We start from the raw sequence: 21,177 nt of genomic DNA on the forward strand, positions 1-21,177 counted from the left end.
GCTAATATCCTATTACCATCAGCTAAGATCAGCGAAGCAGACCCCCTGCTTCGCTGTGTAATTTCATTTGTGCTTTGCGAAGCCGTGTGTGCTATGGATAGCATCGCAAGGCCATGATATTACGACAACTGGTCGACGACTGGTTCAAGTCTTCCGACCGAAGGGAGGGCGACTTGGACCCAGCATGATGGGAGTCTTCAGACTCCCGAGGTTCCTGGCCGCGTCGTAACATCAGGTTATAGGCTTGACGTCAGTCGAAATGACACGCCAGCATAAAGACTGGCACCAGAGACTGTTATATAGTTGGTAGTATTCGATATATAGTTCTTTTCAACCTTTAAAATAGTTTCGTTATGAGAAAATCTACTCGGCTGAAAGTAGCAGTATGGCTGCTGGCATGTTGCGCATGGGTGCAACACGCGGCAGCGCAAACCAACGTGGCGTTAACAGCCACGTCATCCACTTCGTTCGTGTCGTCCTGGGAAACCCTGGCCGCCGTAAACGACGGTTTTACCCCCGCGAATTCAAATGACAAGTCGCACGGCGCGTACGGCAACTGGAACAATCCAAACTCCACACAATGGGTACAATACGATTGGACTCAATCATACCAGGTCACCTCGATCGAGGTATACTGGTTTGACGATGGCGGCGGAGTGCGCGTGCCCACGACGGCCAACGTCGAGTACTGGAACGGCGCCACGTGGGTGACCATCGCGGCCATTCCAAAGGTGATCAATACCTTCAACGTGGCGTCATTCTCCCCGGTAGCGTTGAGCCGCATTCGCGTGTCGATGCTGAACACCACCCAATCGACGGGTATCCTGGAATGGCGTGTACTCGGTACGCCCGTAACCAACTGTCCCGGCACCACCATCGTGCCCCAAACACAAATCAACGGCGGCGGCTGGACGCAGACCGCATCGGCTACAATCGCCGCGGGCGGCTCCGTACGTTTTGGCCCGACACCCTCTTCCGGCGGCGCCTGGAGCTGGACGGGTCCGAATGGTTTCACCGCGACCACCCGTGAGATCCTGATCAGCAGTGTGCAGGGCGCGCAGGCCGGCACATACGTGGCCCGGTATACCAACAGTTGTGGTACGCAGACCACACAAAACTTTACCATCACTCTGAGCGGTAGCGGCACGGGCAATCCTTATACATGGCCTGCGTACTCGCCCACCATTGCCTATAACTTCCGCGACGAGTTTCCCGCCCTGAGCACGCCGACACAAGTATTGAACGATTGTCCGCAGGTGGTGTCAACGCAGTCGTCCAACTGGTGGTGCTTCCGCAAAGGGCCCACCGCCAACGCCCTCGTGACGAGCGCTGCCGTAACACCCATGCTGGCGCGCATGAATACCGACTTCGCGTATTTCCGCGACGAGATGGGCTGGCCACCCGACCTGCGCGCCAAGAACGGGTATCGCAGCGCGGTATACCTGTATGGTTCGGGGTTGTGCACCGATAATGCGTCCAATACTGCGTTGGGCGGCTGGCAGAGTGCGATTACCTACAACGGCGTAAGCTGGCCGATGGTGCTGGCCTCTTATTACCCCATCTATAGCTTCGATCCGGCCTCGACGTACAGTGACCGCTTGGCGCAGCAAGGGGCTATGGTGCACGAAGGTATCCACGCACTCCTGGCCGACTTGCCCGGTGTTAAACAATCGGCGTGGTTCCACGAAGGCGGTAACGTATGGCTGCAACAGACAGCCGACGCCCGGCGCACCAACAACTTTGGCAGCATGGGCGACTTGAACGGCACCGACTTCATCGCACCGTTCATGCCCATCGAATGTTATTCCGGCTGGCTGCAAGATGGCAGCTTTGGCGGTCCGTCGGCTGAAGGGGTAAACATGTTCAACGGCAACCAGCAGATCTGCACGTGGCGCACCTACCTCGGCGGTCACCAGTATAGCAGCTCGTTCCCGACCTTCCTGGGCAACACCCTGGGCGATGCTTCCGTACCCTGGATCTGGCGCAACGCCCCTAACCGCGTGCTGGCGGGCATCGCGTCGGGCATCGGCGCCGCGCAGATGCGGCGGTTGATTACGGAGTATCGTGCCAAACAAGCGCTGATCGACTTCGGTCCGTGGAACAACGCCATCCTGGCGCTGATGAACGCACACTTCGGTCAGGCGATACAAGCCGAGTGGCAGCCGTCGTGGCTGAATCCGGCCGTGTGGAATGCGACGCCCTATGTGCAGACCACGAACAACAACGGTGTGCTGACCCCGGAGGCCCGCACACTGCCAGGCTGGTCGGGTGCCAACCAGATCCCGCTGCTGGTAACCGGCAATATGGTGACGGTAAACTTTCAACCCATTGGTGCGAATATGACGTGTCAGTTAGTATACCGCTCTACTACCGGCGTGCCGGTCTACAGCAATTTTGTATCGAGTGGCAACGTAAGCCTGCGACTGGATTTGCCGGCAGCGAACAATGTAGTCATCGCCGTGATTACAAACACCGACTATATTTACAATGGCGAGAGTACGCGCACAGCGCATTATGACTATCGGTTGCAGTTAGTCACGGGCGTTACGGGTACGGCGAGTGTCACTACCAAGTGGTTTACATCGGTATCACTGGCCGGCGCCCGCACGGCAGGAGCCGAGGTAGGGATTGATATGTCGAAGTATTGTACGCACTCGTATCAGCATACGCAGGAAGTGGCAGAGGTGCAGAAGATTATTAATCCGAATACTTTTCAAATGTATCCGAATCCCGTGGCCGAGAGCAGCAACCTGACGTTGGAGTTTGCAAACGCAGAAGGAGAGGAGACGGCCATTGCCATTTTGACAACGCAGGGACGGAAGGTGTTTGAGACGGTAACGACAGATAAGCACTACGTAGTGGAGCCGAAGAACTTGCGGAAGGGGTCCTACATAGTGAAGATCACCAATAGCAAGACCAGTACGACACAGACGTTGATTGTTCAGTAGGAGGCCGTCGCGTCATCAATAAAAAACCCGGGACGACCACTCGTCCCGGGTTTTTATATACTAAAGAAATAAAAAAAGCAGAGGGGAAGCTTGATCACTAAATGGAATAGAAGGAAGTGATCCAATAGCCCTCTGCAGTTTCTTTATAAGAACTTCGCGGCAATGACGGGTGTGTCAAACGGGGTAATCCCCGCGTCTACGGCAAAGATAGTGTCTGCTTTTTCTTTTTCCAAGACGCGTTCCCCGCGGGCTTCGATGTGTAATGAAAATAAATCGTAGAGCGATGTTTTCACCAGCGAGGTCATGGCACGCGTCAGGACCATCATGGCGGGCATGTTCGTACCAGCGTTGTTGAGCGCGAAGGGGGGCATTCTGCTTAGCGAGAGGTCGGTCCAAAGAATTTGCTGGTCGGCCAGGTCGAGGATCATGGGAATACATCCCCGGGCGTTGGCCGTGATATCCACTTTGTTTTCTACCGTACGGGGCTCGTAGATCTCGCCACTGTTGGCCTCCTGGCGGATCATCACACCGGCGAAGCATTCGGGCAGGTCGTAGAAGGGTTGCTCCGTGAAGGCATTCAGGCACATGATGATATACCGTGCGCCTTTTTCGCGCAACTTGCTGACGTCGATGTCGATGAACTCCGAGGCGCCGTCCGGGGCAGAGGTAATGTCGCCGCTGTGATAGCCGCCCAGTGTTGTCAGGTTGTAGTACGCTAACTCGTCTACCAGTTGGTGCTCGCCGGTAATGGCCACCGCGCTCAGGTCAATATCCGCGCGCGAGCGGCCTTCCCGCCACCAGATAAAGAACCGGATAATGTTGCCCTGCGGCAACGGCAGCTTGCTGCCGCGCGAGACTGTGCGCAACGCTTTCGACGCAGAGCGCAAGGTGAACGGCACCGTGAAGTTATGCAGGGCTTCGTCCAGGAAAACTTTGCCAAGTGGCGGCAACGTTGCAAAGCGATTGATTAAATGCTTGCGGCAAACATCTTTAACCGCCTGACAGGTTTCGGGTGATAACGCCGGCAGGTTGTACGGAATAGCAAACGCCTTGCTGGCCTCGCCTTTGGGAAAGAACACCCGCAAATCGTTTGGTGTGAGGCGGTATTCAAAGTGCGTGAGCACTTGCAGTAATACAGACGTTGACACGCGTTCGGCTACGGCGTCGAACGCATTCACGACAGCGTGTGGATCCGCAGCATTTCTCAGCAGGCGATCCAGTCGCCGCGCCAGCTCGCCGGGGCGTGTAGCCAATAGCGTGGTGGCCGCCGGTATATCGTGTTGTTTCAGGGCCATCTCTACATTGCTGTAGAATGTGCGATAGTGCTTGTCGTTTCGCAGGGTCTCAAAGGCCTGCGCGCTGCGCGGGAATTGCTTCGTATACTCCGACGGATGCAGCTTTTCGCCCAACCGCTTCCACACCTCGCGGTATTTCAACATGTCGTCCAGCGAGCACGTGGACTGCTCCAGCAGATGCAGCAGCATCTTTCGTCGCGGACGGCTCAGCTTGTGAAAGCGGGTCTTTTCCGCCAGGCTCACGTCGCCATTAAAGTAGGCTACCACCAAACGCAGCACGTCTGTTGCCGTTTTGCAGTGACGTGTCAGCAGGCGGTCGGCCGCCGTGGTATACAACAATAGCAGCGCGCCCACGAAGGCCATATTTTCTTTGTGCGGCATGACATCGGGCACCAGGCGCCCGATGTCGTTCTGGTAGTGTTGTGCAAACCAGAGCAGGGTGTGTTTATCGGCATTGGAGGTAGATACCTTGGAGCCTGCGAGGTCTGTGAAGATGCTTTCAAATTCTTCCAGCGTACCGAGGTCGATGATTTTAAGGGGTGGCGTGCCACGTAACGGTGCACGTTCCTCCGTATCGTATTCCGGCAAGATGCGCATGTCCAACGTATCGCCCAGGTAGTGCAGCCAGGCGTTGGTGCAAAGCTCGGCTTGAGAGGCTTCCATCACCTGCCACGGAAAATTCGGATACATTGGGGTGTGGACGACATGTGCTCCTACGGCGGTTTTCAGGACCGGCATGAGCGCCTTGTAAAATGCTTCAAGCTCCTCCAGCGACAGGGTGGCTACACGTTCCGCCAGCGCCTTCGAAAATGTAAAGCCCAGGCCCCAAATGTTCTCCAGCAAGCTCTGCACATAGTGATCGGGTTGGGTCGCAGTACCCAGCGGCAAAAAAACCTTGCGTTTGCGCGCGATGTAGATCTCGTGATTCATGAAGCGATTTAGCCGGAAGTAACAAAGAAATCAGGACTTTTAAAATCTCCCTGATCGCGCTACAAAGCTGAACCACGCCTGCGCAGCCTATTTGCGCAGTGAAAAAAATGTGGTTATTCCCGGGCTACTTTCTTTTCAAACCAAACAACACCCGCACCACATTAATCCGTCGCACCACGCCTTCATAAAAAGCAAAACAGCCCGCAACCGTAAACAGCACCAATAGCACAAACTGCACAGGTGCAGGAACCTCCAGCCGAAAGATGAGCAACGAACCCAGCGACAGAAAAACCATGTGCAGAACATACACGGGATACGCCGCCTCGCTCAAATAACGCAAGCGATTGCCCGGCTGGTTCAAATACTTGTAGCCAAACGCAAAGACCGATAAAATCCATCCATGTGATTCCGGCACCAATAGATATGCCGGCGCCATCATATTATACTTCACCAGCCGAACAACAAAGAGCGTCACGGCCAACGCCAGAAACATCCAGCGCCACCGTAGCAACATCTTCCAAAACGGCTCCCCGCTCAGTATAAAACAGAATCCGAAGAAAAAGGCAAGCATCCCCAGAAAGAATCCATGCCATGTCAGCGCATATAGCTCATACGGATGAGCATCGGTCAACCAGGCCTCCAGGATAAAAGCTCCCGCCATCACCAGCAAGCCCGGCGGTGTGCTGAACAGCTTCCGTATCGCGCCAGCTACGCGGCCGGCTTCATGACGTTGCAGGTAATACACCACCGGCAGCAACACCACGATGTAAACAAAGATGTTGCCGAGAAACCACAGGTGGCCAGGGTTGGGGGCATACGATTCTTTAAACCCATTGTAATGCTGCCACAAGTATATATGGGCTGGTACAATCAGTACGACCCCCACGAGGAACGGCACCAGAATGCGGCGCGCACGCTCCCAGAGCAGCTGCCCCGCCGTGCGGTTCTGCAGGGCAAAGTATACCCCCATGCCCGAGACAAAAAATAATAAGGGTATCCGCCAGATGTTGAGCATGCCCATCGGCAACCAAAGCGCAGGCCACGGGGTAGGGGCGGTAATAAAACTCAGCATAATGCCCCACGATTGAAAGGCAATGGCTATGTGGTAGATCAGGAGAAGGCCGATTGCGATCACCCTGATCCAATCGATATCGTAACGTCTGCTCGTCGGTAACATCTGGCGGAAGGGTTGGTGTGGTTATTTCAACATGTCAGCAATGACCGGACGCGTCTTTTCGATAGAGGCGTAGTCCAGCTTCAGGCCCATGGGCGCAAGCATCTTGCCCATCATGTCATAGGCATCCTTGACCTCGGCAAACGGGCCGGCTACCGACTCGTAGGGTGTCGCGCCATACTTGTTTTTGATGGTCTTGTCGGCGCCTTTATCGAGCAGCATGCGGACGATCTCCGGGCGGCAGAAGAAGGCCGCCGTGTGCAGGGCCGTGGAGCCGTCGTTGTTGGTAAAGTTGAGGTCGGCGCCGGCTTCGATCAGCGTACTGGCCATTTCGGTCTTGCCAAAGACCGAGGCTGTGATAAGCGGGCTCGACCCGCCAAAGGGATCTTTTTCGTTCAGATTGCTACCGGCCTGGATGTGCTGTTGCAAGGCACCCAGGTTTTCGGTCAGGACTGCCGTGTGGATGTCGACCGATGGCGCGGCTACGTCCGTGGTGGTCGTGCTGTCAGCCTGAGCCTTTTCGGTAGGACCTTTGCACGACTGCAGGGTCGACAGAGCGCCTGCCGCGAACAGGGCGGCAGCGAGACATGCGATGTTAAAGCGGTTTTTTTTCATGTGTTTGACGGTTTCGGATTTGTATGTTTCTATGCTGTAAAGGTGGGCCGGATCGCCGCCGCAGGCTAAACACGCTTGCAGCCAAAACCGTCAAGTTTGCGGGAACCAGTATAAATTATGGCGAATCGATATAAAATTTGATGCAAATGATGGTGCAAAGGGTAAATTGTATGTGAAAAACCCAATAGCCGCCCATGTCGCCTATGCCCGTTTCCGACAACGACTTTCTACGCGAGATCACCGCGCTGATCGAAGAGAACATTGCCGACGAGCAGTTCGGAGTATCGGAATTAGCCGGGAAAATGAACATGAGCCGGTCAAACCTGTTACGCAAGGTTAAGAAACATACCGACTCGCCCGTAAACCAGCTCATCCGCGAGGTGCGGTTACAGCGGGGCATGGAGCTGCTTCGGACCACGGCCCTGAATGTGTCCGAGGTATCGGACCAGGTGGGCTTTGGCAGTGTGTCGTATTTCATCAAATGTTTTCGGGAGTACTATGGCTATCCGCCGGGGGAGGCGGGAAAACGGGCGGCCGACACTGACGCCGCCGTAGTGGTCCCGCCGGTGCCGCTGGAACATGCGCCCGGAAGCTGGTCTTCACGGCTCCGCTGGGGCGGGCTGGCGCTCATCGTCGTCATCGCGTTGGTGTTGATGAGATATTATGTATGGCGCGGATCCGCGGCGAAGCCTTCGTACGAAAAATCCATTGCTGTATTACCCTTTAAAAACGACAGCGGCGACTCCACCAACCTATACCTCATCAACGGCCTGATGGAGTCGACGCTCAACAATTTGCAGAAGATCCGCGACCTGCGGGTGATCAGCCGTACCTCCACGGAAAAATACCGGCACATGGCAAAGTCCATTCCCGAAATGGCCCGCGAGCTGAACGTCCAGTATTTTATCGAAGGCAGCGGTCAGAAGGTCGGCGACCAGATCCTGTTGAACATCCAGCTGATCGAGGGTACGACCGATAAACACCTTTGGTCGCGACAGTATAAACGCGAGGCCAAAGACATCTTTGCCTTGCAGCAAGAAATTGCGCACAGCATTGCCAAAGAGATTCAAGTGTTCATCACGCCCGAAGAAGCCGAACAGATCGAAAAGATTCCGACCGAAGACCTGGAAGCCTATGATCAATATATGAAGGGGGGCGAGCTGTTGTACGAAGGATCAACGGAGTCGCTGCAAAAATCGATCGCCTTTTTTCAAAACGCCATCCAGCGCGATCCGCGCTTTGCAAAAGCCTACGCCGCGGCGGCGATCGCCTATTACTACCTCGACTTGTTTCAGATCAACAAAAAGTACGGGAAGGAGATCAGCGAATACGCCGACAAGGCCCTGCTGTACGACGAGAAGTCGGCCGAGAGCTTAATCGCCAAAGCGCTGTACTTCATGCACAAAAAAGAATACAAAGATGCAGCACCCTACCTGGAAAAGGCACTCGAGTACAACCCTAACTCCGGCGTCGTGGCGCATTTCCTATCGGAGCTGTACAACGGCTATTTGCCCAATGCAGCCAAGTATATTGAGTATGCGCTATTGGGCGTGCGGATCGATGGCGGCTCGGGCGATTCCTCTACCGTCAGCTATAAATACCTGCACCTGAGCAACGCGCTGATGCAGGCGGGCTTTCTCGACGAGGCCCTGGAGTATATAGACAAGTCGCTGGCCTATAAGCCCGATAACCCGTTCTCCGGCTATCTGCGCATCTACATTCTATACGCCCGCAACGAAGACCTGCCCGGAACGTGCACTGCCCTGGTGAAGGAGCTAAAGAAAGACACCACGAATTTTATCATGCTCCAGGAAATTGGCAAGATGTATTACTTCATGCGCAACTATGCCGAGGCGTACAAGTACTATAAGCGTTACATTGCCATTGCCGAAGAGAAACAGCTCGACATCTTCAAACACGAAAACCTGAAGATCGGCATCGTGCTGCAACACGTAGGACAGGAGGAGAAAGGCCGCGCATACATCGATGCCTTCACGCGGTATGTAGAAACAGATAGCTCGATCTACCGCCACGCCAGTCTGGCCGCCTACTATTCTTACCTCGGCAATGCTCCAAAGGCAATCGAGCACATGAAATTGTTTGCCAAAGAACAGGACTACCAATACTGGATCCTCTTTTTCACTGTCGACCCGATTGCCGATTCGGTCAAAGACCTGCCGGAGTTCAGGAAAGCCATGCAGCAGGTGCGCGACCGCTTCTGGGAAAATCACAAAAAGGTACGCGCCACGTTAGAAGAGAAGGGGCTGCTCTGATAAAAACATAACAATTTCGAAAAGTCCAGGGCTGGTGAGATGTGCGGGTGATCGTTAACTTGGCCTCGAACGTTTGAACAATGAAAAAATCACTTATCATGCTGGGATGCTTCCTGTTGATGTCGGTATTTTCGGGCCATGCACAATCGGACCCCAACGCACGTCTGTTTCTGACAAACTACACCCTCGCGAAAGATGATGTCGTCGGGCAGGTGAAGCTCATACCGGAAGCAGCTATCCGTACCGTAGTGCTGAGCGGCTCCGACGCCGCGGCGTTCACGATCGACAAAGAAAACCGGCTGTCGGTCAAAAAAGGCAAACGCAACAAAGCGGGCCGCTATTCCCTCACCGTGACGGCGACCACCACCTCCGGACAGACCATCACAAAGGCATTTACGCTTTTGGATGACAATTTTATTCGCAATAAAGTCATTGCCCACCGCGGAGCCTGGAAAAACACAGGTGCCCCCGAGAACTCCATCGCTGCGCTGCGCCATGCCGTAACGTTGGGTTGCGAAGGCAGCGAGTTCGACGTACACATGTCGACGGATTCATTGCCGGTTATCAACCACGACGCCTCGATACAAAATATCTCCATTGCCAAAACGCCGTCACGCGAGTTGCTGGCGCTGAAACTTTCCAACGGCGAGCCGATGCCAACGCTCGAACAGTATTTGAAAGCAGGCCTTGAGCAACAGAAGACAAAGCTCATTCTCGAAATCAAAGCATCTGAATTAGGCAAAGAACATTCTATAGCCCTTACACGAAAGATTGTAGCCCTGGTGGAAGACTTACAAGCGCAGGCGTGGGTAGACTATATCAGCTTTGATTATGACGTGTGTTTGGAAGTGATGAAGCTGGCGCCATATGCGCGTGTTGCCTATCTGAAAGGCGATAAGACTCCCGCTGAGCTGGCCGCCGATCATTTCTTTGGATTGGATTACCACTTCAATGTGTTGCAAAAGAACGCGGATTGGGTGACAAGCGCCAAACAACATAAGCTTATTGTCAATGTCTGGACAGCAAACGATAAGGGGCTGTTGGAAGACTTGCTGCGTCAACAAGTCGACTTCATTACCACAAACGAGCCGGAGCTGCTGTTGTCGTTGGTGAAATAATTTCGCGCTCACACGCGCGTTGTTTTCCGTCTCCGTGTAAAATCCTTCCGCCTCCGTGCATCGAGGCCGGTAATCGCCGTCCATTTCTCATCAGGCCGCGTTCTTGCCTAAAAAACAAATCACATGAACGCAGCACTGGAACGAAAAATCATCCGCTGGCTACACATCGTGGCGAGCATTCCCATCATCGGCTATGTTTACGGCCCCGTGTCCACCATCCCCGAAGCCGTCATCGCCGTGCGTTGGGGGATCCTGCCCGCGGTGGCGCTCTCTGGATTTTGGTTATGGAAAGGCCCCTGGATAAAACGGCTGTTCCGGTAAGTATGGAAATGCACTGCGAAATATCGAATTTGTAACAGCATGAACTGGATCGAAAATAAATATGTGCAGCGCATCGGCATCACCGCGGTCGTCGCGGCGGTGGGCTGGTTTGTACGCCAGGCGCTGATGCCCGGCATGAAACTATTTCAGCACATCGTGGCAACGATCGCCTTCATCGTGTTTATTCAGATCGTGTGGGAAATCTATGAGCGCGTGCACCGGGCGCTAAACCGTTGGATGCCATTCTCGCGATACCTGTACGGACGCATTATTGTTCAGCTGGCCTCTGGTGTGGCGATCATGCTGGTGCTGCGGTGGGCGATGATGTATCCGTTGCAACATCGCTTCCCGGCAGTCTTCAGCGACGACGTAGTGACCGTGATGTTGATTGCCCACATCGTCATTGCCATTGCCATCAACATGATCTTTATCAGTGCGCACTTTATCCAGCAGTGGAAAGAAGAGTTGCTGCGGGTGGCACGGATCGAAAAAGAAAAGGCACAGCTCCAATACCATCATTTAAAGAACCAGGTAAACCCGCACTTTCTTTTCAACGCGCTGACGTCGCTGGATGCCCTGGTCAAGAGCGATCCTGCGCTGGCATCGCATTACATCAACCATCTCTCGAAAGTATACCGCTATGTGCTGGACCACGAAGAGCGCGAAGTGGTGGGTCTGGCGTTGGAGCTGGGCTTTATTCAACACTACATCGCGCTGCAGCGAATCCGTTTTCGCGAGGCCCTGACGGTAGACATTGCGCTTTCGCCGGAGGCCGGCGAGAAAAAGATCGTGTTGGTGACATTGCAGATGTTGATCGACAACGCCATCAAACACAACGAAATTCATCCCGCACGGCCGCTCACAATCCGAATCCATGATCGCAGCGGCTTCCTTGTCGTAACGAACAATGTACAATCCAAAGCCTTACTGGAACCGTCCACGCGGCAGGGCTTGCGACAGTTGGTGGAGCTATACGGCTACCTGAGTGACCGGCCCGTGAAGATCACCGGCACCGATGCCACGTTTATGGTTGAAATCCCTTTGCTATGAACATCCTGATCCTGGAAGACGAGCCACTGGTAGCCGAGCAGTTGATGGGGCATATCCACCAATTGGCACCGCATGCTACATTGGCCGGACCGCTGGCGAGTGTACAAGAGGCACGGGCGTGGTTTCAGAAACACCCGGAACCCGATTTGATTTTAGCCGACGTGCAGCTGTCGGATGGAATTAGTATAGACCTGCTCGTGGCCCTGAAGCCGGCCAGCCCCATCATCTTTACCACCGCCTACGACCAATATGCCATCCGTGCCTTTAAGGTAAACAGCATCGACTATTTGCTGAAGCCGGTCCAATACGACGAGCTCCAGGCGGCGCTCGACAAATTTCGCGAGCTACGGCAGCAGGGGAGTAGCCGACTCTCGCTGGAAGAGCTTGCACGCTTCCTGGAAGGAAAGTCCGTGCCCCTGCGCTATAAAGAGAACGTTATCATTCACAGCGGACCGCAGGCACAGCGCATCGAAGAAAAAGATATTGCGTGTTTTATCAAACGCGATCTGATCTTCCTTCAGACGCTGGACCGTCGCGTGCTGGTAACGGAGTACCGGTCATTGGACGAGGTAGAGGAGGTTTTAGACCCCGCGCGCTACTTTCGGGCCAACCGGCAGCTGGTGGTACACCGGCGTGTCATCGGGGGGTATAAAACCGATCTTCAGGGCAAGCTGTTGCTTACCCTGAAGATCGATGTATCAGAAACGCCGGCCGTGAGCAAAGAGAAAGCCGCGGCGTTCAAACGTTGGTTTGAAGCTTAAGGACGGTTGGCAACGACCACCCGCGTTGTTTGTTGCGCGGCGCCATACAGTACCCGCACCAGGTAGACACCACCCGGTAAGGTGTTTATATCCCAGGTTATTTCCGTGTCGCGTGTTTGCGCACGCCGCTGCTCCTCGCCGCGAACATTGTAGAGTATAAAGATGCGGTCGCCGGGCACCTCCGTGGTTTGAATGGTAATTTGCCGTTGCGCCGGGTTGGGAAAGGCATTCAGCTTAATGATGGCGATATCGTTACCACCCGAAGTTGTAACAGTACCACTGGTGCTGAGGCCTTCATAGGCGCCAATATCGATGCGGCTGTTCAGCAGGCGAGGTTGCCCACCGAAATCCGTTTCGTTGGTGAGCAGCGTAGTGGCCGGGTTGCCCATGTCGATGGCGGCGCTGCCCGCGTTGAGCTGCAGGTTGGGTGTCGGCAACGTAGCGGAGATCAGACCGGGCGCGATGAACCGGGAGTTTGCATCCTGTGATGTACCGGTTTTGTATTTGCCAAAGTCGCTATATTCTTTCGTACGCCAGTTGACGTTGATGTCATCCGATTTACCCAGAGCAGTATAATAAACGTTGTAGTTAAAGGTGTTGCCGGTCTGTGGTGAGATGTTCTCGAGCGACAGCAGCGTGTTTTCACTGCCCGCGAACACGATGTTATTCTGAAAGACACACTGCGAAGCTTTGGTGACGTAGAATTCGCCGGAGCCGTTCTTCTTGGAATCATTTTTAAGCAATGTGTTGTTCCTGAAAATACTGCTCAGCACCTGGCCCGTTGTTTCGGTGGTATACCCGCCGACCGCGATGCCCGCGTCCTCGTTGTTGTAAAAAAGATTGTTGATCACCGTGATGCGCTCGGTTGTACCGTCCTCTTCGGCGCCTACTTCAATGCCGTAGCCGTTTTCATAGCACGTATTTCGGCGGACGATAACATCCATTGCGCCGTCGACATAGATGCCGCCGCTGGTGGCGTAGAGCGCCGTGTTACGATAGCAGGTATTTTTTTCGATCAGGCCGTTGCGGGCGTGGTCCAGTGCGGGCACGGTACATTCGCCGTAGTTGCCGCCGGCATAAATGCCAATGTTGATGTTGTCGTGTACGCGGTTGTTGGTGATGGTAAACCCATCGACGTTGGCGTCGATCGAGAGTACTTCGCTATAACCGGGAATGTTGTCGTAGAACTCGCAGCTGTCGACCACCAGGTTGGTGATCGCGCGTTGCGCGGTGGTGCCGCGGCCGTAGACAATAAATGGCTGTGCGTTGTCATTATCACCCGGAATGGCCGTCTTGCTGGTGGTCCAGCGGATGTTTCGAACGGTCAGCTTGCGAAAGGCAAGGGTGGTCATAGTAGCCCCTGCTTCACACTCGACGAGTATACCCTGGGCGTTGTTTTTGGTGAGGTTTTGCAGGGTAATGCCCTCGAAGGTCAGGTAGCTTTGGTTCACAATCGTCAGCAAGGTTGTGCCCGACGTGCCGGTACCGTCGAGGAACACCGACTCCTGCGGATAGGCCTTGAAGACAATGGGCTCATTGGCGGCGCCGCTCACGTTGATCGTGACGTTTTCCTTGTACGTGCCCCCGCGGATCAGTACGGTACTATTGCGCGTTGCGTTGTCGCCGGCTTTCTGAATGGTTTTCCAGGCAGCGCCGGGTGTAAGACCATTGTTACTGTTGTTGCCGTTGGTGCCATCGACATAATATACTGTCTGGGAAAAGGCCTGGATAAAGGAAAGTTGCAGTACCAGGCAGACTGCGAGTCGGAACAGGTTTGTCGTAATAACGTTCATAGGGTAAAAATTTTAATGTACAAAAGCGCATAGCAACGGGGCGAAGGAATGGCAAATCTAACCCTTTCTGAAGAATCGATCTTTCAGGGTATACAGGCGTCGGCAGGTTCGCTCTTTTCAGGGTCGGGAGGAAGTATAGCGTGGGCGTGATGAACACACCCACGATACACGGAGAAAGAATGTTGCAACAGTTACCGTAAAACATCCCGGATATATCCGGGTATAATTGTTATAGTGATAATGGTACTTTTTTACCCGTCTTAACTGCCTGGTAAATGGCGTCGACAATCTTCATGTCTTTAAGACCTTCTACGCCGTCCATCGATACCACGGGCTGTTTTCCGTTTAAGATCATCTCGGCCATTTCCTCCATTTGTACTGTCTGATGGGTGACATGGGGAAAGTTCAATTCGCCAGCACTGGTACGGCCTTCGATCGGCCCATAGCCGGTGGCAGGCTTTAACTCGGCGAAGCCCTTCTCGCCGTCGAGAAAGAAGCTGTCGAGATTATTCATCGAGTAGGTAGACAGGCAGGAGGCCACGGCCCCCGACGGGAAGCCCAACTGGAACTGGATCGTTTCGTCAACGCCTTCTTTAAACTTTACCGGATCGGTCTTGGTCTCCTGCGCCGTAACCCATACCGGCTCTTCGCCGACCATATAGCGGGAGCCATTCACGGAATATATACCGATGTCCATCATCGAGCCGCCACCCGCCAGCTGCTTGTTCAGGCGCCACTGGCCCGGATCGCCAATGCGGAAGCCCGACAACCCCTGGAAGAAAAGGATCTTGCCAAACTTTCCCTCTTTGCGCTGGCGGATGATCTCCAAGGTCTTGGGCTCGAGGTGCATGCGGTAGCCAATCAGCAATTTTACATTGGCTTTTTTACAGGCATCTACCATTTCCTGTCCTTCGGCGGCGTTCAGCGCCATAGGCTTTTCACAGATCGCATGTTTACCGGCTTTGGCTACACGAATAACCTGCTCGCGGTGCAGCGCATTGGGGGTAATGACATACACGGCGTCAATGTCGGGATTGTCTTTAATGGCATCGAAGTTGGTATAGTTGTAGCAATTCTTTTCGGGGATGGCGTACTTCTTTTGCCAGTCTTTGATCTTGGACGGCGTACCACTGATTACACCGGTAATCTTTGCTTTCTTGCAATCTTGCATCGCTTCGGCTACACGGTTGCCATAACTGCCGAGGCCCATGATGGCTACTTTGAGCACGGGACCCTGGTACGGCGTGGAGGAATGGAGAAGGGGAGTCGTGTTGCCTTTGGCCATCGATGAAATAACAGGAAGCGCCAGGCCGGCAGCAGCGAGCTTTTGTAAAAAGTCTCTACGGGTTTTCATAAGCATGCGGGTTTAACTTGGTTAGGAAAAGTTAGCGATTTAGACCGCAGCGAAGAAGAGCATCCATGTTTTTTCCGGTATAGTACCGGTATTGGTGACAGCCGGTACCAGCGGTACAGTGGCGCGGAGCAATCTCCGCGTTGGATTAGCGGAACACCAGGGTTCCAAATTTCTGATAGGTATGAAAGCTCGGCCCGGTCTTCTTCCACGTCCACGTGGTATACCCCTGGTCGTAGTCCAGGCGGTAGAAGTTGCCGCGCCATTGAGTGCCTGCTTGTGGTGGTTTGCCGATAAGCGGATGCAGCACCCGGTAAGGTATAAAGAACTCGCCCCGCCAGCGGGTGACAGTGGCCATGCTTTTTTTGGCACCACCTTCTATAGAGGTGGCGTGTTGTACCTTTTTTTCGCCCTCGTAGTGCATCGGCGCCCAGCCCCCGGACCGGCCGTTGAGGTGAATCATCAGCAGCGGCCACTCGTAGTTGAGGGGTGACAGCTCGTACTCAAAGTACATCACCTGCGAGGTATCCGGCCACAGAAAAACTTCGATAGCGTCTTGCTTAAACAGCGGTTGAAAATCTTTGTCGTAGGTAGTGCTCAGCTTTTGATCAACGCAGTCAAACAGGAAATATAGACCCTTGTCCGAATAGAGTGCTTTGATGCGCGTCAGGGGCGGTTCACCCGATACTTCCTGTACGGGTAACGTTACCCAATCGGTTTTATTCCAGGCGGCGGCGCGACCGTCGCCGGTAATAGTAAAGTCGGAAGTTTTAACAATGAATAGACGTGACGTGTCCGGTGTCGCCACCGCCTGTTGGGCCGCCAACCGGAAGGACCCGATGAAAAAGAGCATGATCAGATAGTGTCTGATAGCAGTAGGTGTTTAGGGGTTGACAAAGTGCTTCCGGCGTTATTCCGTGGTTGGTACGGTACAGCCTGTTGATGATAGCTAAAATTCCGGTCGTTCGAATAGAAATTGTGATAAAATGCATAGGGCTTATATGAACGCGCGATCCCCTTCGCAAGCCAGCGTGTGTGCATAAACGCACACACCAGCACAGCGTGAGTGTGAGAGCCGCCACTCTTTATTCTCCGCTCTCTCACACTCACACTGATTAATGTCTGTCCCAGAACGGCGGCGGCTCGATGCCGAGCCCGCGCAGGTATACATACCCCTGACCGCGGTGATGAATCTCGTTATCCATAAAATACATAGCCGCCCAGTATACGGGACCTTCATATTGGCCAAATACTTTTTCTATTTCCTGGAAACGCTCTGAAGTGATCTGAGGCCAGTATTCATTGATCTCGTCGGTCGACTCGTCCCATAACTTCAGCAACGCAGCCTTGGTTGTCGCACCCCGTAGTTTCTTTTCAACATCTTCAAAAGAATCCCATTTGCCGTGTGCAAGGCCGCGTACGCCCGGGCCCGCCATGGTCAACATCTCAATGACCAATTGCCCGAAAGGGCGCATGCCACCGATAGAATAGGTAAAGAGCTTATCTTCCGGAAATGCTTCGATTACACGTCGGGTCAGTCCCCGGTGGCCTTGCCAGTGGTTTAGAAAAATTTGTGAGGTCAGCACCGTCGTTTCCGCAACAGCGGGTGATTGGGGGAATGTCTTGTTTTCCATACCGTGAGAATTTATAATTGTTAAGCAAAGAAACGTATGGGCTGTGTCAGCCCTATGTCAGCATGCCGCAGCCAGGACAAACTTTTTTCAAAAACTTTGCCCGCGTGCGGCGTGTTTACGTAGAGTACGGAAGTTACAATGGAATATTATTACAAACGAATGTCCTCTCCGGTCGGCGTGCTGAGGCTGATCGCCCAGGACGATGGCCTGGCGGCGGTATTGTGGGAACACGACACACCCGGGCGGGCCCAGGGCGACGATGTGGCTATTCTGCAGGAGGATCACCCTGTGCTGGGGGAGGTCGAATTGCAATTGTCCGAATACTTCCGCGGTGAACGCGAAAAGTTTACCCTCACACTGTCTTTTGCAGGTACGCCTTTCCAGCAGCAGGTGTGGCAGGCATTGTTAACCATTCCATTTGGCGAAACGCGCACGTATGGTGAAATGGCCCGGCAAGTCGGCAGTCAATGCGGCGGCCGCGCCATTGGCGGTGCCGTCAACAAAAATCCCATTTCGATCATTGCCCCTTGTCACCGGGTGATTGGCGCCACGGGGAAACTGGTAGGATTTGCCGGCGGCCTCGAAAACAAAGCGTATCTGCTCAAGCTCGAGCACGAAAAAAGAAATCCGTCACTATGGGGCGTATAGTCAAAACTACAACACCTCCGGTGGCCCCGACATTCTCTACCGGGAACTTTCAAACCCTCTGCGACCACGTAGCCGCACGCGACAAGGACCTGAAAGCCATTCTAAAAGCGTACGACTATCCGCCGATGTGGACGCGTCCCAACACGTTCGAAAGCCTCATTCACATCATTCTCGAGCAACAGGTGTCATTAGCCTCGGCGCTCGCCGCACTAAACAAGCTGCGCGAGCGACTGAGCAAGATTACGCCGGCCAATCTCCTGGCCCTGACCGATGAAGAGCTAAAAGCCTGTTATTTTAGCAGGCAGAAGACCGTTTACGCGCGACACCTCGCCGAAGCCATCGAAAGCAAACAGCTTAGCCTTACAGCGATGGAGAAATTATCCGATGACGCCGTGCGCGAGAAGATCGTCGCGCTAAAAGGACTGGGCAATTGGAGCGCCGATATTTACCTGATGTTTGTACTGCGCCGTGCCGATCTATTTCCACCGGGCGACCTGGCCGCCGTAAATGCCCTGAAAGAGATCAAGAAGTTACCGAAGGATGTATCAAAAGAAAAGCTCGCCACCATCACCGCGCGCTGGGCGCCCTATCGCACCGTAGCGACGATGATTCTGTGGCACTATTACCTCTCGGTACGGACGAAGAAGACACCTACCACCGATAAGATTGAAAAAGCAATCGTGCTATAATAACGTAGTGGCTGGCGCAAGTTTAAGCACCAGGTTAACGTAGGTGCGGAACTTGTGACTGAAACTGCATGCATTCTCCAGACTGCCGGGTAACCCCCACAGGGGGCAACCCGTTTATTACCCCCCACGCTTTTAGCTCTGCGTCGATTTATACTGCTTATTATCCGAAGTCGTATTCCGCTTCGCAATATCCTCAACCTGGCGCATTACTTTCGCAACATTCTCGTCCGAATACGTTCCATACGCATCGACCAACGTACCCTTTGCGCCATCATCCGTCCGAATAACATACAGCACAGACATATCGGCCGGATCGGTAATCCCTTCAAACCGGTAGAAGTTCATCACGTGAACCTGCTCCGGGGTGTATTGTTTTGAAGTTTCGAGAGACTTTAGCCCTTCGGGGGTGGCCTGGAAGTTTTCTTTGTAACCGTGTTCAACGGCTTTAGTCGTGCAGTACGCCAGCGTGCGGAGCTCAGGCATCAGCTTTTCGGCCTCGGTCAATAATTCTAGCGTGCTCGGCGCGTCTTTTTCGGCCTTCTTGATTTCACGCTGGTTGTGTTCTTTGACGGATTTCAGTGACATAGCTTTTTTAGAGTACATCCGTAAACAATTATGCCCGCGTAACGGCAACCCCTTTTACGATCACTACGTTCTCACAGCGCGAGCGCGTCAGACGGACGAGCGTATATACTGAACGGTTTCAGCCAGTCTTAAGGAAGGTTTAAGCTTTTTTTAAGGCGTTCTTTATCAAGTGGTTGGGTTACATACAGCGCTTTCAAAGAATTTATGGAAAGATACACCAATGCAATCGTTCGTTACATGCGCTCACCCTTCGGATACTTGCCATTACACTCATCTTTCTATAGATTAGCGGCCCAATGAAAAGATACTGGCTTACGTTGCTTCTTCTATTGAGCGCTGTCCTCTTCGGCAGCTTCGCTCAAGGGGCAACATGCGCCGTATATAAAAAGAACACCACGCATCGTGTTGTTCGCAGGATGCCCGGTACCACAACCCAGATGGATGCCGACATCGCCGTGCAAGGCCGACTGCTGGTAGATCGTCCCTACGATGCCGGTGCGAACCATGAGGTCCTCCGGGCAGAGGTTACCGAATTGGAAGAACGTGAAGAGGATGAGCACGAAAGCAATGCCAGCTCCCTTCGCAAGCACGTAGAAAGTGGTAAATATACCGCCGCCTTTCCGCTACAAGACCTCCATTACTTCTTTAACAACGGCCAGAAGCTGTTTCTGTTTTCGCAACACTTTTCCGTTACATCCTCAGATCGTTATCTTGTATTGTTAGTCATTCGGATCTGATCCGTACATCTCATTCGGGAAATATACATTTCCTTGAACCCTCAATAGAAGGATTTTTAAATTACTACACTAGCCTTTAGCGCCCAACGCTTTGGCTGCACTAACGTGTTTTTTATACACGTTAGATTACGGAAGTACTCACAAAACACATCTCGAAATTTAATTTATTGTCATGAAGCAAGTAATGCTCATTGGTTTGTCGGCCTTGTTGTGCCTCTCAAGCTGTCATTCAAAAAAGGAAGAGAAAGAGGAGGAAGTAAAATTTTTAGTTACCACCCCGCTGCGTAAAGACACGGTAGCCATCCGGGAGTATGTATGTCAGATACATGCTATCCAGCATATTGAAATGCGGGCGCTTGAACGCGGCTACCTGCAAGATATCTATGTAGACGAAGGTCAGGCCGTGAAGAAGGGCCAGATGATGTTCCAGATCATGCCATTGATGTATAAAGCAGAGCTGCAAAAAGCACAGGCCGAAGCTAAATTTGCGGAGATCGAATACCAAAACACCAAACGTCTGGCCGATAGCAATGTCGTCGCGCCAAACGAGCTGGCGCTCGGCAAGGCAAAGCTCGACAAAGCGAATGCCGAGATGGCCATGGCACAAGTACACTTGAGCTTTACGGAAATCCGCGCGCCCTTCAACGGTATCATGGATCACTTCCAGGTACGGTTGGGGAGTCTGCTGGACGAAGGCGACCTGCTGACAACGCTGTCGGATAACAGCAAGATGTGGGTTTATTTCAACGTGCCCGAAGCTGAATACCTCGACTTCCGGGCGAAGGCCAAAGGCGACAGCCTCATGAAAGTAAACCTGATCATGGCCAACAACGAGAAATTCCCGCACACCGGTATTGTAGAGACCATTGAAGCCGACTTTAATAACGAAACGGGTAACATCGCATTCCGGGCTACATTCCCGAACCCCAAAGGCCTGCTGCGTCACGGCGAGACCGGTAACATACAGATGGTAGCGCCACTGAACAATGCCATGCTCATTCCGCAGAAGGCCACGTTCGAAGTGCTGGAGAAAAAATATGTATATGTAATAGACAAAGACAACGTCGTACGCTCACGGGAGATTACGATCGCGGCAGAGCTGCCACACATCTTTGTGGTGAAAGCCGGTCTGAAAGACGACGACAAAATCCTCCTGGAAGGATTGCGTCAGGTGCGCGAAAACGAGAAGATCCACTATACGGTAGCGAAACCCGACTCGGTGATCGCGCACTTAGACCTGTATGCCGAATAATCA

General features: G+C 53.3%; 18 protein-coding genes. 10 read left to right on the plus strand and 8 right to left on the minus strand.

Annotation, left to right across the window (positions count from 1 at the left end; genetic code table 11):
- Positions 1 to 353: 353 nt before the first annotated feature.
- The gene (locus KK062_RS25060) at positions 354 to 2,948 is read left to right on the plus strand and encodes a T9SS type A sorting domain-containing protein (protein WP_254087117.1); all 2,595 of its coding nucleotides are present in this window, start codon (positions 354 to 356) and stop codon (positions 2,946 to 2,948) included.
- Positions 2,949 to 3,091: 143 nt separating this feature from the next.
- Here the strand turns inward: KK062_RS25060 and KK062_RS25065 are convergent, their stop codons facing one another.
- The 3 genes from KK062_RS25065 to KK062_RS25075 form a co-directional block, all read right to left on the minus strand.
- The gene (locus tag KK062_RS25065) at positions 3,092 to 5,173 is read right to left on the minus strand and encodes a TerD family protein (RefSeq protein WP_254087118.1); all 2,082 of its coding nucleotides are present in this window, start codon (positions 5,171 to 5,173) and stop codon (positions 3,092 to 3,094) included.
- A 124-nt stretch (positions 5,174 to 5,297) separates the two neighbouring features.
- Positions 5,298 to 6,350, minus strand: a complete 1,053-nt coding sequence (locus tag KK062_RS25070) for an acyltransferase family protein (protein WP_254087119.1) — start codon at positions 6,348 to 6,350, stop codon at positions 5,298 to 5,300.
- A gap of 21 nt (positions 6,351 to 6,371) precedes the next feature.
- Entirely contained in the window at positions 6,372 to 6,962 is a 591-nt protein-coding gene (locus KK062_RS25075; RefSeq protein WP_254087120.1) for an ankyrin repeat domain-containing protein, read from the minus strand.
- Positions 6,963 to 7,156: 194 nt separating this feature from the next.
- On the opposite strand from KK062_RS25075, the gene KK062_RS25080 reads away from it, so the two are divergent.
- From KK062_RS25080 to KK062_RS25100, 5 genes are all read left to right on the plus strand, one after another.
- Positions 7,157 to 9,235, plus strand: coding sequence for a helix-turn-helix domain-containing protein (locus KK062_RS25080; protein ID WP_254087121.1), 2,079 nt, complete (start codon positions 7,157 to 7,159; stop codon positions 9,233 to 9,235).
- Between the two features lie 80 nt (positions 9,236 to 9,315).
- Positions 9,316 to 10,353: a glycerophosphodiester phosphodiesterase gene (locus KK062_RS25085; protein ID WP_254087122.1), complete on the plus strand. Its 1,038-nt coding sequence runs from the start codon at positions 9,316 to 9,318 to the stop codon at positions 10,351 to 10,353.
- A 123-nt stretch (positions 10,354 to 10,476) separates the two neighbouring features.
- Positions 10,477 to 10,674, plus strand: coding sequence for a hypothetical protein (locus KK062_RS25090; protein WP_254087123.1), 198 nt, complete (start codon positions 10,477 to 10,479; stop codon positions 10,672 to 10,674).
- 39 nt (positions 10,675 to 10,713) lie between these two features.
- Positions 10,714 to 11,724 carry a sensor histidine kinase gene (locus KK062_RS25095; protein WP_254087124.1) on the plus strand — a complete coding sequence of 337 codons (1,011 nt, stop codon included), beginning with the start codon at positions 10,714 to 10,716 and terminating at the stop codon, positions 11,722 to 11,724.
- Positions 11,721 to 12,485 carry a LytR/AlgR family response regulator transcription factor gene (locus KK062_RS25100; RefSeq protein WP_254087125.1) on the plus strand — a complete coding sequence of 255 codons (765 nt, stop codon included), beginning with the start codon at positions 11,721 to 11,723 and terminating at the stop codon, positions 12,483 to 12,485. The genes KK062_RS25095 and KK062_RS25100 overlap by 4 nt, the downstream gene beginning before the upstream one ends.
- On the opposite strand, the gene KK062_RS25105 is transcribed toward KK062_RS25100, so the two are convergent.
- The 4 genes from KK062_RS25105 to KK062_RS25120 form a co-directional block, all read right to left on the minus strand.
- On the minus strand, positions 12,482 to 14,278 hold the full coding sequence (locus KK062_RS25105) for a right-handed parallel beta-helix repeat-containing protein (protein ID WP_254087126.1): 1,797 nt from the start codon (positions 14,276 to 14,278) through the stop codon (positions 12,482 to 12,484). The genes KK062_RS25100 and KK062_RS25105 overlap by 4 nt on opposite strands.
- Positions 14,279 to 14,507: 229 nt before the next feature.
- Positions 14,508 to 15,632, minus strand: coding sequence for a Gfo/Idh/MocA family protein (locus KK062_RS25110; RefSeq protein ID WP_254087127.1), 1,125 nt, complete (start codon positions 15,630 to 15,632; stop codon positions 14,508 to 14,510).
- A gap of 145 nt (positions 15,633 to 15,777) precedes the next feature.
- Positions 15,778 to 16,482 (minus strand): carbohydrate-binding family 9-like protein, encoded by a 705-nt coding sequence (locus tag KK062_RS25115; RefSeq protein ID WP_254087128.1) that lies wholly within the window; start codon positions 16,480 to 16,482, stop codon positions 15,778 to 15,780.
- Positions 16,483 to 16,744: 262 nt separating this feature from the next.
- Positions 16,745 to 17,263, minus strand: a complete 519-nt coding sequence (locus KK062_RS25120; protein WP_254087129.1) for a DinB family protein — start codon at positions 17,261 to 17,263, stop codon at positions 16,745 to 16,747.
- 159 nt (positions 17,264 to 17,422) lie between these two features.
- Between KK062_RS25120 and KK062_RS25125 the strand changes: the two genes are divergently transcribed.
- Both KK062_RS25125 and KK062_RS25130 read left to right on the plus strand, forming a co-directional pair.
- Positions 17,423 to 17,911, plus strand: a complete 489-nt coding sequence (locus KK062_RS25125; protein WP_254087130.1) for a methylated-DNA--[protein]-cysteine S-methyltransferase — start codon at positions 17,423 to 17,425, stop codon at positions 17,909 to 17,911.
- Positions 17,899 to 18,600, plus strand: a complete 702-nt coding sequence (locus KK062_RS25130; protein ID WP_254087131.1) for a DNA-3-methyladenine glycosylase family protein — start codon at positions 17,899 to 17,901, stop codon at positions 18,598 to 18,600. The genes KK062_RS25125 and KK062_RS25130 overlap by 13 nt, the downstream gene beginning before the upstream one ends.
- A 132-nt stretch (positions 18,601 to 18,732) precedes the next feature.
- Here KK062_RS25130 and KK062_RS25135 read toward each other — a convergent pair whose 3' ends face one another.
- Positions 18,733 to 19,185 carry a hypothetical protein gene (locus KK062_RS25135; RefSeq protein ID WP_254087132.1) on the minus strand — a complete coding sequence of 151 codons (453 nt, stop codon included), beginning with the start codon at positions 19,183 to 19,185 and terminating at the stop codon, positions 18,733 to 18,735.
- A 296-nt stretch (positions 19,186 to 19,481) separates the two neighbouring features.
- Between KK062_RS25135 and KK062_RS25140 the strand changes: the two genes are divergently transcribed.
- Both KK062_RS25140 and KK062_RS25145 read left to right on the plus strand, forming a co-directional pair.
- Entirely contained in the window at positions 19,482 to 19,922 is a 441-nt protein-coding gene (locus KK062_RS25140) for a hypothetical protein (RefSeq protein WP_254087133.1), read from the plus strand.
- Positions 19,923 to 20,094: 172 nt separating this feature from the next.
- Positions 20,095 to 21,174 (plus strand): efflux RND transporter periplasmic adaptor subunit, encoded by a 1,080-nt coding sequence (locus KK062_RS25145; RefSeq protein WP_254087134.1) that lies wholly within the window; start codon positions 20,095 to 20,097, stop codon positions 21,172 to 21,174.
- Positions 21,175 to 21,177: the final 3 nt, after the last annotated feature.

This window comes from Dawidia cretensis (assembly GCF_018598175.1).
Taxonomy (GTDB): domain Bacteria; phylum Bacteroidota; class Bacteroidia; order Cytophagales; family Cyclobacteriaceae; genus Ohtaekwangia; species Ohtaekwangia cretensis.